General features: G+C 41.9%; 12 protein-coding genes. 9 read left to right on the forward strand and 3 right to left on the reverse strand.

Features of this window, described 5'->3' with window-relative positions:
- Nucleotides 1-4 precede the first annotated feature (4 nt).
- The 9 genes from IHV77_RS05360 (at nt 5) to IHV77_RS05400 (ending at nt 11,741) form a co-directional block, all read left to right on the forward strand.
- Nucleotides 5-730: a glycosyltransferase family 2 protein gene (locus tag IHV77_RS05360; RefSeq protein WP_194813066.1), complete on the forward strand. Its 726-nt coding sequence runs from the start codon at nt 5-7 to the stop codon at nt 728-730.
- On the forward strand, nt 727-1,653 hold the full coding sequence (locus IHV77_RS05365) for an LpxL/LpxP family acyltransferase (RefSeq protein WP_194813067.1): 927 nt from the start codon (nt 727-729) through the stop codon (nt 1,651-1,653). Before IHV77_RS05360 ends, IHV77_RS05365 begins: the two co-directional genes overlap by 4 nt.
- Before the next feature lie 54 nt (nt 1,654-1,707).
- Entirely contained in the window at nt 1,708-2,133 is a 426-nt protein-coding gene (locus tag IHV77_RS05370) for an excinuclease ABC subunit A (protein WP_194813068.1), read from the forward strand.
- A gap of 50 nt (nt 2,134-2,183) precedes the next feature.
- Nucleotides 2,184-2,633, forward strand: a complete 450-nt coding sequence (locus IHV77_RS05375; protein ID WP_194813069.1) for an acyl-CoA thioesterase — start codon at nt 2,184-2,186, stop codon at nt 2,631-2,633.
- Nucleotides 2,633-3,217, forward strand: a complete 585-nt coding sequence (locus IHV77_RS05380; RefSeq protein WP_194813070.1) for an outer membrane lipoprotein carrier protein LolA — start codon at nt 2,633-2,635, stop codon at nt 3,215-3,217. The genes IHV77_RS05375 and IHV77_RS05380 overlap by 1 nt, the downstream gene beginning before the upstream one ends.
- Nucleotides 3,218-3,229: 12 nt before the next feature.
- On the forward strand, nt 3,230-5,500 hold the full coding sequence (locus IHV77_RS05385; protein WP_194813071.1) for an MMPL family transporter: 2,271 nt from the start codon (nt 3,230-3,232) through the stop codon (nt 5,498-5,500).
- A gap of 615 nt (nt 5,501-6,115) precedes the next feature.
- Nucleotides 6,116-9,589: an ESPR-type extended signal peptide-containing protein gene (locus IHV77_RS05390; RefSeq protein WP_194813072.1), complete on the forward strand. Its 3,474-nt coding sequence runs from the start codon at nt 6,116-6,118 to the stop codon at nt 9,587-9,589.
- A 237-nt stretch (nt 9,590-9,826) separates the two neighbouring features.
- A complete protein-coding gene (locus IHV77_RS05395) occupies nt 9,827-11,065 on the forward strand; it encodes a YadA family autotransporter adhesin (RefSeq protein ID WP_194813073.1) in 1,239 nt (412 codons plus the stop codon).
- 265 nt (nt 11,066-11,330) lie between these two features.
- Nucleotides 11,331-11,741, forward strand: a complete 411-nt coding sequence (locus tag IHV77_RS05400; protein WP_333473532.1) for a PACE efflux transporter — start codon at nt 11,331-11,333, stop codon at nt 11,739-11,741.
- 307 nt (nt 11,742-12,048) lie between these two features.
- On the opposite strand, the gene IHV77_RS05405 is transcribed toward IHV77_RS05400, so the two are convergent.
- The 3 genes from IHV77_RS05405 to purD all read right to left on the reverse strand — a co-directional run bounded on the left by IHV77_RS05405 (nt 12,049) and on the right by purD (nt 15,017).
- Nucleotides 12,049-12,327: a DUF1294 domain-containing protein gene (locus IHV77_RS05405; RefSeq protein WP_194813074.1), complete on the reverse strand. Its 279-nt coding sequence runs from the start codon at nt 12,325-12,327 to the stop codon at nt 12,049-12,051.
- Nucleotides 12,324-13,589, reverse strand: a complete 1,266-nt coding sequence (glyA, locus tag IHV77_RS05410; RefSeq protein ID WP_194813075.1) for a serine hydroxymethyltransferase — start codon at nt 13,587-13,589, stop codon at nt 12,324-12,326. Before glyA ends, IHV77_RS05405 begins: the two co-directional genes overlap by 4 nt.
- Before the next feature lie 126 nt (nt 13,590-13,715).
- On the reverse strand, nt 13,716-15,017 hold the full coding sequence (purD, locus tag IHV77_RS05415) for a phosphoribosylamine--glycine ligase (RefSeq protein WP_194813076.1): 1,302 nt from the start codon (nt 15,015-15,017) through the stop codon (nt 13,716-13,718).
- Nucleotides 15,018-15,109: the final 92 nt, after the last annotated feature.

The following is a 15,109-nucleotide window of genomic DNA, read 5'->3' on the forward strand; positions in this document are numbered from 1 at the left end:
AAAAATGAACAACTTTAACCCCGTTGCCATTATTCCGCACTATAATCATTCCGACATAATCGGTCGGGTGATCGAGCAGCTACAGGCTTTTGATTTAGCCGTGTTGGTGGTGGATGACGGCTCAAGTGAAGAGCATAAAAAAGCGTTGACAACCCTAGAAAACGATCAGGTTTCCATTGTGTACAGCCGACACAACGGCGGTAAAGGCGCTGCGGTAAAAATCGGTTTGGCGGAAGCTTTTAAATGCGGTTTTACTCATGCGATTCAAGTGGATGCGGACGGCCAACATAACTTGGCGGATATTGCGACATTTTTAGAAAAATCTCATGAAAATCCGACCGCACTTATTTGCGGTAAACCGATTTATGGAGAGGATGCCCCTAAAGCCCGTTTGTATGGGCGTAAAATTACCAACTTTTGGATAGCGGTAAATACCTTATCGACTCAAATTGAAGACGGTATGTGTGGTTTTCGTTTGTATCCGTTAGTCGCAGTTGTCCCTATTGTTACTCAAGAGAAGCTAGGTGATCGTATGGATTTCGATATTGAAATTCTGGTGCGTTGCCAATGGCGGAAAATCCCCATGATTTGGGTAGAAACACCGGTAAAATATGATGAAGGCGGTGTTTCGCATTTTCGAGGTTTGGCGGATAATTGGTTGATTAGCAAAATGCACGCACGGCTGTTTTTTACAATGTTAATGCGCTTATTAACAGGGAAATGGTCATGACGGAAAACCCAAAACATTGGGCACAGCAACAAGAACGGGGAACGGCCTTTTTTCTGAAACTAACCCAATGGATTGTGCGATATTGCCCACTTTGGCTGATTCGCTTTTGTACTTTCTGGGTCGTGTTATATTTTTACCTCACTTCACGCAAAGTACGGCATTATATTGCAGAATATCAACAAAATCTGACCGCTTATTTCCCCCAAGTGCGGTTAAAAAAAGCGGCGGTTTTTCGTCAATTTCTCGCCTTTGGCGAGGCGATTACCGACCGTTTTGCGGTATGGCAACATCAAATTCATTATGCGGATTTAGTGATTGACGACAGCGAAAATCTCTATGCCGAAATTGATGCCGGCGGTCGAGGGCAAATATTAATCTGTTCCCACTTCGGCAATATTGAAATTTGTCGTGCCTTGCTGAATAACGGACATCACCCAAATTTTAAGTTAAATGCTTTGGTTCATAGTAAACACGCTGAAGCCTTTAATCACGCCTTAGTTGAAGCCGGCGCAGATGAATTACCGCTTATTCAGGTGGAAGAACTGGATGCACAAAAAATGCTGGCATTATCTGAAAAAATAGAACAAGGCGAATGGATTGCCATTGCCGCTGATCGCATTCCGCTACGAGGCGATAAAACCTATGCGGTTAATTTTTTAGGCAAAGCGGCTGAATTTCCCGAAGGCGCTTGGCTGTTGGCTGCTCTCCTTAAAGCACCGATTAATACCATTTTCAGCTTAAAAGAAAACGGCAAATATCGTTTAAAACTGCGGCATTTCTCTAGCGGTATCACGGGACGTGCTAAAGTACGTGAACAACATATTCACCACGTAATGCAACAGTATGCTGATTTACTTGCAAAAGAATGTGCAAAAAATCCACATTTATGGTTTAATTTTTATGATTTTTGGCAACAAAAATAAAGTGAATTTAATTCACTATGGTGTGTACAATATGGGTTTAGATAGGAGAACAATATGAAATTAGTTAAAACAGCAGGTGTAGTCACCGCAGCGCTTATTATGGCAGCTTGTGCCCCGCGTGATACGACACATTATTATTCTATTCAAGAAGCGTTAAATTCATCACAAGCAAAAGAAATTCTCGATCCGAGTGTGAAACTCTACTTTGGTAAAACGGCACCCGGTAAAGTTATTCGCAAGGGCATAACAACCAATCCGAAAACCAATGCACTGAATAAAAGTGATTTAGAAGCTTGCCAATGGGTGTTTTTATCTGCCGTGAAAAAATTCCAAGAGCGTGCTAAGAAAGAAGGGGCAACCAAAGTCTCCAACTTAGTGAGTTACTATAAGAAAAAAGAATATAGAAGTCCCTCTCAATACGAATGTCATGCAGGGCGAAGTATTGCAGGCGTAGCGCTAAAAGGCGATATTGTAAAATAAATTTCGTAAAATGTGCGGCAAACTGACCGCACTTTTTGATCACTATGAGAATGAAAAAACATATTTATTGCAAACATCAATCTGAGTATGAGGTTCAGTTCTTTGATGTGGATTCAATGAACATTATGTGGCATGGGCATTATGTAAAATACCTAGAAATGGCGCGCTGTGCCTTTTTGGACGAAATTGGTTATACCTATGATGTCATGCGTGAACAGGGTTTTGCGTATCCGATCGTGGCACTTGATTTGAAATATGTCAAACCGGCACTTTTCCGCCAAAAAATTCGCGTGGAACTAGCCTTAATCGAATATGAAAGCTGTATCCGATTTGATTATGTTATTGTTGATGTGATAACCGGTGAAAAGCTAACTAAAGGCTCGACGACCCAAATGGCAATTGAAATTGCAAGCCGAGAAACACAATTTGAAACGCCATTATCGTGGCGAAATGCGGTGCAAAATTTTAAGGGTTTTCGACCGCTTGTAGGGGAACGCTAATGAAAAAATATCTGTTTTTACTTTTACTTTTTTTTAGTCCGCTTTCATGGGGATTTTCTCAAGCCGAGCTGATTCAACAATTACAAAAACCGCAATCCGTACAAGGTGATTTTAGTCAGCAACGTTTTTTAAAATCGTTAGTAAAGCCGATTGTTGCCACCGGAAAATTTACTTTAGTGGCAAAAAAAGGGCTACTATGGCAAATGGAAAAACCGTTTGCGAGCCAAATGAAAGTGACTGCTCAGGGGATTTTTCAGTGGAATGGTTCAAACTGGGTGACTAATTCCAGTATGGGGCAAGCGGAACAAATCCAATTGTTTTTAGGATTACTTAGTGGCGATATATCCGCATTATCAAGCCAATTTGAGTTTAGCCTGACGGGGTCTGCTTCAAATTGGCAATTATTGTTAAAACCAAACAGTTTATTGATGAAACAAATTTTTGATCAAATTACCATTGAGGGCGATATTGTGGTTAATTCGATCGAGCTGAAAGAAAAACAAGGCGATCGCACCCTTATTCAATTTAAAAATATACGATTAAATCAGCCGTTATCGGCTTTGGCACAATCGGCATTAAATTAGAACCTTTGTAAAATGTCTCGTTATCTCACCGCTTGTCGAACGCTTTATGCTCTGATGATTATTGGAGCCGTGCTATTTTTAGGCCTCCAAATACAGAAAAATCATCTGCTTGAAACCGATCTCAAAGCCTTGTTACCCCAAGAACAACATTGGTCAGCGGTGCAATCTAAAGCCGATCAGATTCAAGAACAGCAGCTTAACCGCCAATTCATCGCTTTAATCGGGCATTCTAATCGTGCTAAAGCCTTTACTCTCGCAGAACAGCTGAGTAAACAGTGGCAACAAAGCCATCTATTCACTCGAATCGACAACAAATTTCAGCCGAACATCAGTCAACTTCAACAAGAGATTGATTCGTTAAGTGTTGCGGGTCTGCCGGAAAATCAGCGTAATCAGTTACTCACGAATGCAAAAGGATATTTTCAGCAATATGCCGAACAAATAGTGAACCCTTTTGCGCAAACCGGTTTGATAACAATCGAACGGGATTGGCTTGGGTTTGGGCGTTTTATCAATCAACATCGGCTTTCACCGAATATTCAATGGAATGCGGAAAATGGAATGGTCTTTATCTCCGCAGATAAATACACTTGGGTTTTGCTAAGAGCGGAGCTGAATCAAAAGGATTTTTTTACGCCAAGTCAGTCGTTATTGAAATTCACGGAACAAAATAGGCAATTTATTGAAGTACAACAAGGTGAGCTCTTACTGGCATCCACCTCTCTTTTTTCCGCATATGCCAAGCAACAAGCAGAGCAAGAAAGCATTCTGATGAGTACGCTTGGAATTGGTTTAACACTATTGTTATTGGTTAGCGTATTTCGGACACTACGCGTACTTTGGTTGTTTTTGCCTATTGTGGTAGGAATGTTATTTGGTGTAGTGGCAACCCTGTTGTTTTTCGGGCAAATACATATTTTAACGCTGGTAGTCGGCACAAGTCTTGTCGGCGTACTCATTGATTTTCCGCTACATTGGCTTTCCTCATCACTCTTTAATTTAAATTGGCAGCCGCAACAAGCAATGAACCGTTTACGTTTCACGTTCTTTATTAGCCTTTTCGTTACATTGCTGGGGTACGGCCTGCTTGGTTTTACGCCATTACCGGTGTTAAAACAGACCGCACTTTTCTCCGCTTTTGCTTTAATTGGCGCAATTTGTGCGACTTTGCTTTATTTACCGCCGTTATTTAAGAATTACCGTCACAACAAGCGATCAAACCCTTTTGAAATTTTTCAAGTTACATTGAACAAAAAAACGAAAATCTGTTTGTTTGTCGCATTGTTAATTTTTGTTGGTATCGGATTGAGTAAAAGTAAATGGCAAGATGATATTCGCCAATGGATAGCAATGCCACCGCAGCTGGTAGCGCAATTGCAACAAATTGCAAAACTGACGGGAATAGATTTCGGCAGTCAATATTTTTTGGTCGTAGCGGAAGATGATAACGCATTGCTAGAACAATCCCGCCGGTTGAGCCGGCAATTAGAAAGCCGACAAATCGCACATCAATCATTAAGCCAATGGTTATTATCCGAGGATGAGCAAAAAAATTTTATTGCAGAAGTTAGCCAAAAAATTAACTCGGAGGATTATGCTATTTTGGAAGAAATCGGCATACCGCTTGGTGCAGTGGAAAACTCACTAAAAGATTTGGCAAATAAACCGCTTATAAACTTACAACAAGCCTTAAAAACTCAGTTCGGTCAAGCTTGGCAATCTCTGTATTTAGGCGATTTAGGGGAGCATCACATTGGCGGTATAGTAAAAATAACAAATCCTCAAAATATCACCGCACTTACCGAATTGGCGGACAATCAACATATTTTCTTACAGGATAAACGCGCCTCTTTAAATCTCTCGTTTCAGGAAACTCGCAATCAAGCCGCTTGGTTGAAATTACTCTCTTTTTTATTCGCAGGTTTATTACTGTGGAAATATTTCGGATTGAAGAAAAGCGCAAAAATGTTACTGATTCCGTTTTCTGCAATCATCATGACGGTGGCAATTTTCGGCTGGTTTAACTTACCAATAAGTCTGTTTGTAATGTTTGGTTTACTACTGGTTTCTGCTATCGGTATAGATTACACCGCTTATATGCAAACGGCAAAAGAACCGATAAAAGATAAAAAAGTTTCTATTCTATTGGCCTGTTGTACCACGCTTATTTCGTTTATTTTGCTCGGACTTAGCACAACGCCTACCGTATCGGCCTTTGGGTTAAGTGTAGGAATAGGTATCGTACTCACCTTGTTTATGACATTTTATTATGTTAGAGAATAAAGCGGTTTCATCACATTTGGGGATAGCAGATGATGAAATTACACGGTATCATGTGGCAAAATCGTAGAATTTGTGGCCTTGCTATAGGTTTTATGAGTGCGACTGTGCGGCTTTATTAATGGGCTTATCCATCCCCTTAGCTATACGAGTTTGAATCTATAAGTACATATAATCATTGATAAAATTTTGATTTATTTAACTAATGAACAAAGGACGCTATGCTCTTGACATTCCTATGTTCATTCAAAAATCACACCTTGAGTAATAATCGCATAATACCGAAAAATAAATCAAAAACCGACCGCACTTTTATTAACCAAGAAGATATGTGAGCCTCTTGAATATTCGCCCTAATTATTTGAAGTAAGTCGGGATTAGTTTCGATAAGTTTTGATATGATGGCAAAGTAGATATCCAATATTGCCCCCTTATTGATTTAATTTATAATCACTCCTTTATTTTTTATATCGGGAAAGCATTATGAGTTTATTTGAGCGAATTTTTCATTCCGTTTGAGGCTGAAATAGATTAACCCCTTAAGTAAAATTAGGGTATTGTGTCGCCCTTTTATTATTCGGGCGACTTATTGTTCTTAAACTTAGTAAGAGGTATTTTATGAACAAAATATTTAAAGTTATTTGGAATCATACAACACAAACTTGGGTTGCCGTTTCTGAGCTAGATAAAGCCAGAGGCAAAACAAAATCAATCAAAAAAACAACCGCACTTTCAACCCTCGCAATTTCATTAATGACTGCCGGCGCTACGGTAATTGGCGGGCAGGCTTTAGCTGCGAATATTGAGATCAATACGAGCGACAATGCTTCAGCAACCGGTATAAACTCAATGGCTATCGGTGGAAATTCAAAGGCTTCAGGCAAAAATAGTATCGCGATGGGTGTAAACGCTAATGTAACAAATACTCGTGGTATTGCCATTGGTGAAAATTCATCTTCTGTTCATCAGCAGGGTATTGCTATTGGTTTTGCAGCAAAAACCTCAACGGATCGTGGTAATAACGGTATTGCGATTGGAACGGAAGCAAATGCCTCACATCATCAAACTATTGCGATCGGTTGGAAAGCAGAGGCAAGTGATAATTCAGCGATAGCAATGGGTTGGGCCGCAAATGCAAGCGGTGAAGCAACAGTAGCGGTTGGTCCTCAAGCTAAAGCTTACCTGAACGACTCTATTTCAATCGGTCGTAATGCAACCAGCAATGCTTTACAAAGTATTGCCATCGGTTACAGCACACAAGTTACCGGACAAGATGCGATCGGCATGGGGCGTGATACTAATGTTACAGGGCAAAGTGCGGTCGCAATTGGTAATGGATCAAAATCACATCTACAAGATTCCGTGGCATTAGGTTCTGAATCCGAAACATCAAATGGTACTGCGGTAACATCGGCAACAGTTAATAATATTACCTATAGTGGCTTTAAAGGTGCTTTAACGCGTAAAACACTTAACCGTGTTGTTTCCGTAGGAATAGCAGGCAACGAACGTCAAATTCAAAATGTGGCTGCGGGTAACATTTCCGCTGATTCTACTGATGCGATTAACGGTTCTCAGCTTTATATGGTCTCATACGAGTTATCGAAGAAACTCAGCGGTGGTGAAGAAAGTTACTTACACGTAAATGATGGTTCAAAAACAACCTTAAACGGTAACCAGACAACCAATAAAGGCTCATACGGTCAAACTGGCGGCGCATTAACCAAAGGTTCTATTGCCGTGGGCGTGAATGCCGTGGCAAGCGGTTCGGGTGGTTTGGCAATTGGACAAAATACCACGGCAAGAGGGGACAATAGCATTGCCATGGGATTAGGCACTAACGCAAATGCCTCAGATGCAGTTGGTATTGGTAACGGTGCGGCAGCGAATGGCGTAAGTTCTGTCGCAATCAGCAAAGGAGCAACCGCTGCTTCAAGAGCCGTAGCAATCGGTGAAAGTAGCAACGCACAAGCCCGCTCGGTTGCGATTGGTAACTCTGCCACTACATCAGGCTCTAATTCCGTAGCAATGGGAAATCAGGCAAATGCCAATAAAGAGAGCGCAGCATTAGGTTTCAATGCTACGGCAAGTAACGTTAATACAACAGCTTTGGGCGCTAACAGTAAAGCTTCATCAGTGAATGCAACTGCATTAGGATATTTAGCCAATGCTGAAGGTTTAGATGCGACAGCTTTAGGTTCAAACAGTATTGCGCGTGAAATTAATGCCACAGCAGTAGGATATTCGGCATTAGCTCTCGGTATTGGGTCTAGCGCCCTTGGTTCGGATACGAATGCCAGTCATTATCTAACCACTGCGATTGGTTCACACGCTAAAGCTCTCGCCGAATCGGCCACAGCCTTGGGGGAACGGGCTGAAGCAACAGCGAATTTTTCAACGGCAGTAGGTTCAACGGCTTTTGCTAAAGGCGAGGAGTCTATCGCAATCGGACATTTGTCAAATGCAACCGGAATCGCTAGCACCGCTATCAACAATTTAGCCAGCTCCTCCGGGAATTACAGCACAGCAATCGGTTTAAGAACCGAAGCGATCGGGGAAAACTCGGTTTCTATCGGACGACAAGGTAAGGCAATTGGTGACAACTCAATCTCTATGGGGACTTATACCGAAGCGGTGGGCAATCTTACGATTGCAATGGGTTATCAAGCAAAAGCACAGAATGACGGCGATGTCGCTATTGGTAATAGTGCTACATCATCGGGCGGGCAATCAACCGCACTTGGTCAAAGTTCAAGTGCAACAGGCTTAGAAGCGACGGCATTAGGTTATAGCTCTTCGGCTAACGAGCTCGGTTCGGTGGCAGTGGGTAGATTATCTAACGCCACTTACTCCGCTGTTGCACTAGGTTCTGAGGCAAAAGCAAGAGCTGCCTTCGCTACTGCATTAGGTGCCGGTTCCAATGCAAGTGATTCGTGGGCGTTAGCATTAGGCTATAAATCAAACGCGACCTTACATGGTTCTGTAGCATTAGGTTATCAAGCTGAAACCACTGAAGGAACGGCGGTGAATAATGCAACAGTAAATGGCATTATCTACAATGGCTTCGCCGGTGTTTTAAAAGATACGCATTACGTTGTATCCGTGGGTAAACAAGGAGCAGAACGTCAAATTCAAAATGTGGCGGCAGGTAGAATTTCCGAAGATTCCACTGATGCGATCAACGGTTCACAGCTTTATGCCGTGATAACCCGGTCTGCATGGAAAACCAATGTAGGTGGTAACAAGGCAACCGATGCTAATACGACATTAGCCAACATTAATTCCGGTGATACTGTAAATTTCAACGGCGGTAACGGGATTGAAATTAGTCGTACTTTTACAACCGTAAATGGTACTGACACAGTTGAATACGGTTTCGCAACAAAAGTTGACAACAAAACCATTAAAATTGACGATGCCGGAAATATTGCCGCTAATACGACCGCACTTTCACCAAATACCACAACAGGCAAAATTGATGTTCCAAACAATGGCGATAACTTAGTAAATGCCTCAACTGTTGCCAATGCGATCAATCACAGCGGTTGGAAGATTAAAGGTAATGGAACTGAAACCGGCTTAGTAAATCCGGGCGATAATGTGAACTTCAATGCAGGTTCAGGGCTTAACGTGAAGGTTGAGGCCAATGGAAACGATGGCTTTAATGTAACTTACGCCCTAGCAAATACTACTGCTGAAGTTGTTGATGGTAAAGCAAATGTGACGGACGGTAATGCGATCCTAAACGGAACACAGGTCGCTGATTTGGTTAACAATGCTTCATTTAACGTTACTACGGCGAAAAATAATAAGGATATTGATGAGAGTAAAAACGATGGCGAAAGCGCTATCAAAGCAGGCGATAGCATCACTTATATTGCAGGGAATAATTTAGAAGTCAAAAAAGAAGGTACGAATATTACCTATGCATTATCAAAAAATGTCAATATTACAGAAAACTTAACGGTAAATGGCGACACTACCGTAGGTAATTTGACGGTTAACCCGAACTCAAATATTAATATGGGAAATAATGTCATCCATAACGTGAGTGCCGGTGTGGCGGATAATGATGCGGTAAATGTTAGCTAATTAAAAGATACGGTAAATGCTGCAAAAACAGAAGTAAAAGAGGGTGACGGAATCTCTGTTGTAAAAACATCTAATGGTACGGCAGATGTTTATACAGTAAGTGTAAACAATACGACAGGAAAGGTAACTGCAAAGGGTAATGTCTCTGTTGCCGACCAAAATAGCTACTTAAAGGCGGGTGAAGTCGAGAAGCTAGTTAATGGTGCATTCTGGAAAGTTGGCGATAATGATGGAACAGTGAAACATAATGTTACCGCCGGTAACCAAGTGGATTTTATCAATGGGCAAGGTACAACCTCTGTCGTTACCCAAGAGGCTGACGGTAAAAATAAAGTGAGCTTTGATGTGAATGTCGATGGTAAAACTACGGACTATACTGAAGCTCCTGTTTATCAAAAAGATGCAAATGGTAACATTGTGAAAGCTCCGGATGGTAAGCCTGTGCAAGAGAAAAATGCAGACGGTACGCCTAAAACCATTAAGCAGGTTTCCGTCTTAACCGGTGATATTACCCCTGTAAGAGATCTCTCTGATCCAAATGCCGGTAAGGTTAAATTTGACGCCACAAATGGTAGTATTGCCACTGTGGAGCAAGTAGCTGATGCGATTAACGGCAGTGGTTGGAAAACGACAGATAAGGACGGTAAGACCGTATTGGTTAATCCGGGTGCAACAGTTAACTATGTGAACGGTAAAAATACTAAAGCGAACGTAACAAAAAATGCTAGCGGTGGAGTTGATGTCACTTACGATGTCGATGTAACCGTTCCAACTACATCAACATCGGTGGAGGCTTCAGGCAAAGCACAGTTGGATAATCCGGCAGAAGGCAATGCGTTTGTTAATGCAACCACAATGCGGGATACCATCAATAATGTGTCGCATACCATTACTTCCGTTAATAAACCGACAGAGCAAGTGGTAGCAAATAATGGTGTAACTACCAAAGTGAAAGCCGGCAACACAGTAACCTATGCAGCCGGTAAAAACTTAGTGGTAAGACAAGACGGTTCAACAATGACTTATGGGCTTGCAAGAGATATTGATATCAATAGCGTTCAATTCAACGGTGGACCAACCATTACGAACACTGCTGACGGCGATCTTAAAGTGGCAAAAGCAGATGGTTCTGCGGCAAGAATCACTAATGTGGCAGCTGGTAAAGCACCTACTGATGCAGTCAATGTTTCTCAATTAGATGACAAAATTGGCAACTTAAACAACAAGATCAATAAAAATAATAAAGGAAATCGTGCCGGTATCGCTTCTGTGGCGGCAATGGCGAATATTCCTCAGGTTTACTTACCGGGTAAATCGGGTCTTGGTGTAGGTGTCGGTACTCGTGAAGGACAAGCTGCCTTAGCGGTAGGTTATTCACGTTCATCAGATAATGGTAAACACATCATTAAATTATCTGTTGGTGTTGATAGCCAAAGTAAATCTACCGCTGCTGCAGGTTATATGTATCAGTGGTAAGAACCAAGGATTTGTTCATTTAAACAACACTCTGTGAGAATGTCCGAATCCTAAAACAAAATGATTAAAGGACTGTTTTCGATATGCTATCGAATCCGGTCCTTTTTCTTTCAATATTATTCCTTCTTCATTATTACCATCGTGAATGAATAGTCCCAACATAATATCTCAAAAAAACTGACCGCACTTTTAATCAATCAAGAGGATACTAATTGCTCCTTTACCGATTTAATTTATAATGCTCCGTTTCTTTTATCCGGAGAGCATGATGAGTTTATTTGAACGAATTTTTCATTCTATTTTATTTGAACTAGGGGCAATGGCTATCGGTGCATTAGCTGTTTTACTTTTTAGTGATGCGAAAGTTGGCACAGCGGTAGGCACAGGAGCCGTAATGGCTGTCATGGCGATGTTGTGGAATTTTGTCTTTAATTATTTCTTCGACAAAATTTTTACAGGCAAGCGAGAAGAACGTGGCTTTGGTTTACGTGTTGCTCATACTTTGGCTTTTGAAGGCGGTCTTTTAATTTTCACGATCCCTGCTATTGCTTATTTGCTGGACTTAACGCTGTTGCAAGCCTTTATGGTGGATATTGCATTAACACTATTAATCACGTTTTATGCGCTAGTATTTAACTGGGTGTATGACCATTTACGCTTACGTTGGATAAAATAAAAATTGATTATTGTAAGGTGCGTTACGGCTTCGCCTAACGCCACTCTACACCGGAAAAACATTTTAAAATTTTTGCCACCGTTTCAACCCTATATTTTCGGTGGGCAACAAGGCTGTAGGGTGGGCAAATTTTTGCCCACCATTTTAATCAGGGTATTTTAGGTGGGCAACAAGGCTGTAGAGTGGGCAAATTTTTGCCCACCATTTTAATCAGGGTATTTTAGGTGGGCAACAAGGCTGTAGAGTGGGCAAATTTTTGCCCAGCATTTTAATCAGGGTATTTTAGGTGGGCAACAAGTTGCCCACCCTACGCCCAATAAAGCAGTAAACAAGGCAATCCCGCCACCCAAAGAAATGAACTGATCACCACAGCGAACTTAAAAGTGAAATGTTTTGTTTTATGGCGAAATCGCTGCATAGCACAATGCACGCCCATAAACCCACCGAGGAGGCTCAAAAGGAAAAAAGTGTTTTCCGAAATACGCCATTTATGTTGTATAGCCCGTATCTTATCTTTCCATATCAAAAAATAAGCGGCGATATTCACCGCCGCTAGCCATATCATTAATACCCCAAAAATTATCATGCAGCGTAAACAGGAAGGCGTTTACAAATCGCTAAGACTTTTTCTTTGGTTGCTGCGATCACTTGTTCTTCATTTTCTTTACCAAGCACATCTAATACATCACACATCCAGCCTGCCAATTCACGGCAATCTTGCTCGGTGAATCCGCGGCGCGTTACCGAAGGTGTGCCTACACGGATACCGGAAGTCACAAATGGTTTTTGCGGATCATTCGGTACAGAGTTTTTATTCACCGTGATATTCGCTTTGCCTAATGCCGCATCTGCCGCTTTACCGGTTAAACCTTGTTTGATAAAACTGACTAAGAACAGGTGATTTTCAGTGCCATTTGACACAACATCAAAACCACGTTGTTTGAACACATCCACCATCGCTTTCGCATTTTTAATCACATTCGCTTGATAGACTTTGTATTCAGGCTCTAATGCTTCTTTAAAGCAAACCGCTTTCGCAGCAATAATGTGAACCAACGGACCGCCTTGGTTCGCAGGGAAGACGGAAGACTGAAGTTTTTTGTAGATTTCCTCATCACCACAAGAGGAAAGGATTAAACCGCCACGTGGCCCGCCTAGGGTTTTATGTGTGGTTGTGGTTACCACGTGTGCGTGTGGTAATGGGTTCGGATATAAGCCTGCGGCAATTAAACCCGCTATGTGAGCCATATCTACGAATAAATATGCTCCGACCTCATCAGCGATTTCACGCATTTTTGCCCAATCCACCACTTGTGAATAAGCAGAAAAACCCGCTACGATCATTTTTGGTTTGCACGTTAACGCTTTTTGACGAACATCTTCATAATCAATTAATCCATCCGCCGTGATACCGTATAACACTGAGTTATAAATTTTACCGGAGAAGCTGACTTTCGCACCGTGAGTTAAATGCCCGCCGTGTGCCAAATCCATTCCTAAGATCGTATCGCCCGCATTAATTAATGCACCATACACCGCTGCGTTCGCCTGTGAACCGGAATGCGGTTGCACGTTTGCATAATCCGCCCCGAATAATTCTTTTGCACGATCAATCGCAAGCTGCTCCACAATATCCGCGTACTCACAACCGCCGTAGTAACGCTTACCCGGATAGCCTTCCGCGTATTTATTGGTAAATTGTGAACCTTGCGCTTCCATCACTCGTGGACTGGCATAGTTTTCAGAGGCAATTAATTCAATATGTTCTTCTTGGCGACGATTCTCATCCAAAATCGCTTGCCATAACACCGAATCATAATCGGCAATCGTCATTTTTTTACTAAACATTGTGTTCTCCTGTTATTGTGATCTGTTGATGGGCAGTTTACCCGTTTATGAATTAAAGTTTAATTAAAATTTAGTTCATAATTTTCATTTTAATTATTAACTTAATTCATTGTTATCGAATCAATATCATTTTCGGTTATTTTGTTGCTCACGCACAACGGCACGATAGCCAATATCACGGCGATAAAATCTACCTGCCCATTGGATTTGTTCAGCGAGGGAGAGGGCTTGTTGTTGAGCCTCAAATACAGAATTTCCTAATGCCGTGGCACAAAGTACACGCCCGCCATTAGTGAGTAATTTCCCGTCTTTTTGTTCTACACCGGCTAAGAAAACTTTTTGGTTTTTGACCGCACTTTCTGCCGGAATACCTATGATTTCATCGCCTTTACGATAATCCGCAGGATAACCTTCCGCCGCTAATACAATACCCAGAGCGGCTTGTTCGCACCATTGGGATTTTTGGCTATCCAATTTTCCTTCACAAGCGGCAAGGCAAAGTTCAACTAAATCAGATTGCAAACGCATCATAATAGGTTGGGTTTCCGGATCACCGAAACGACAATTAAATTCGATCACTTTTGGTTGACCATTCGGCATAATCATTAATCCTGCATAGAGAAAGCCCGTATAAACATTTCCTTCTGTCGCCATACCTTTAACGGTTGGATAAATAACCTCTTGCATAATACGTTGATGAATATCAGGAGTAACGACAGGTGCCGGTGAATAAGCCCCCATCCCCCCCGTATTTAACCCCGTATCATTTTCACCAACCCGTTTATGATCTTGACTGGTTGCCATCGGCTCAACATTTTCGCCGTCCACCATGACGATAAAACTGGCTTCTTCGCCATCTAAAAACTCTTCAATGACAACACGGCTGCCTGCGTCCCCAAAGGCATTACCTGATAACATATCGCGCACGGCATCTTCCGCTTCCTGCAATGTCATTGCAACAATCACCCCTTTGCCCGCCGCCAAGCCATCTGCTTTTACCACAATAGGCGCACCTTTTTCCCGCAAATAGGCAATCGCAGGTTCAATTTCGGTAAAGTTTTGGTATTCCGCTGTTGGAATTTTATGGCGGGCTAAAAAATCTTTTGTGAAAGCTTTAGATCCTTCAAGCTGTGCAGCCGCTTGGGTCGGACCGAAAATTTTTAATCCTGCCGCACGGAAAGCGTCCACCACACCGATTACCAATGGCGCTTCAGGCCCAACAATCGTTAAGCCGACTTGGTTATCTTGAGCAAATTTTACTAAAGCGGGAATATCTGTTGCTGAAATAGTAACATTTTCTACTTTAGCTTCTAATGCAGTGCCTGCATTACCAGGGGCAACAAAAACTTTTGTCGCTAATGGCGATTGAGCGGCTTTCCAAGCAAGAGCGTGTTCACGACCGCCGTTTCCGATAATTAAAATATTCATAATGATCCTTATATGTTGTGATTGTCGAAAATGGGTAGAGTGGGCAAATTTTTGCCCACCATTTTAATCACGGTATTTTAGGTGGGCAACAA

Origin of the sequence: Rodentibacter haemolyticus (genome assembly GCF_015356115.1) — a bacterium.
GTDB classification, from domain to species: domain Bacteria; phylum Pseudomonadota; class Gammaproteobacteria; order Enterobacterales; family Pasteurellaceae; genus Rodentibacter; species Rodentibacter haemolyticus.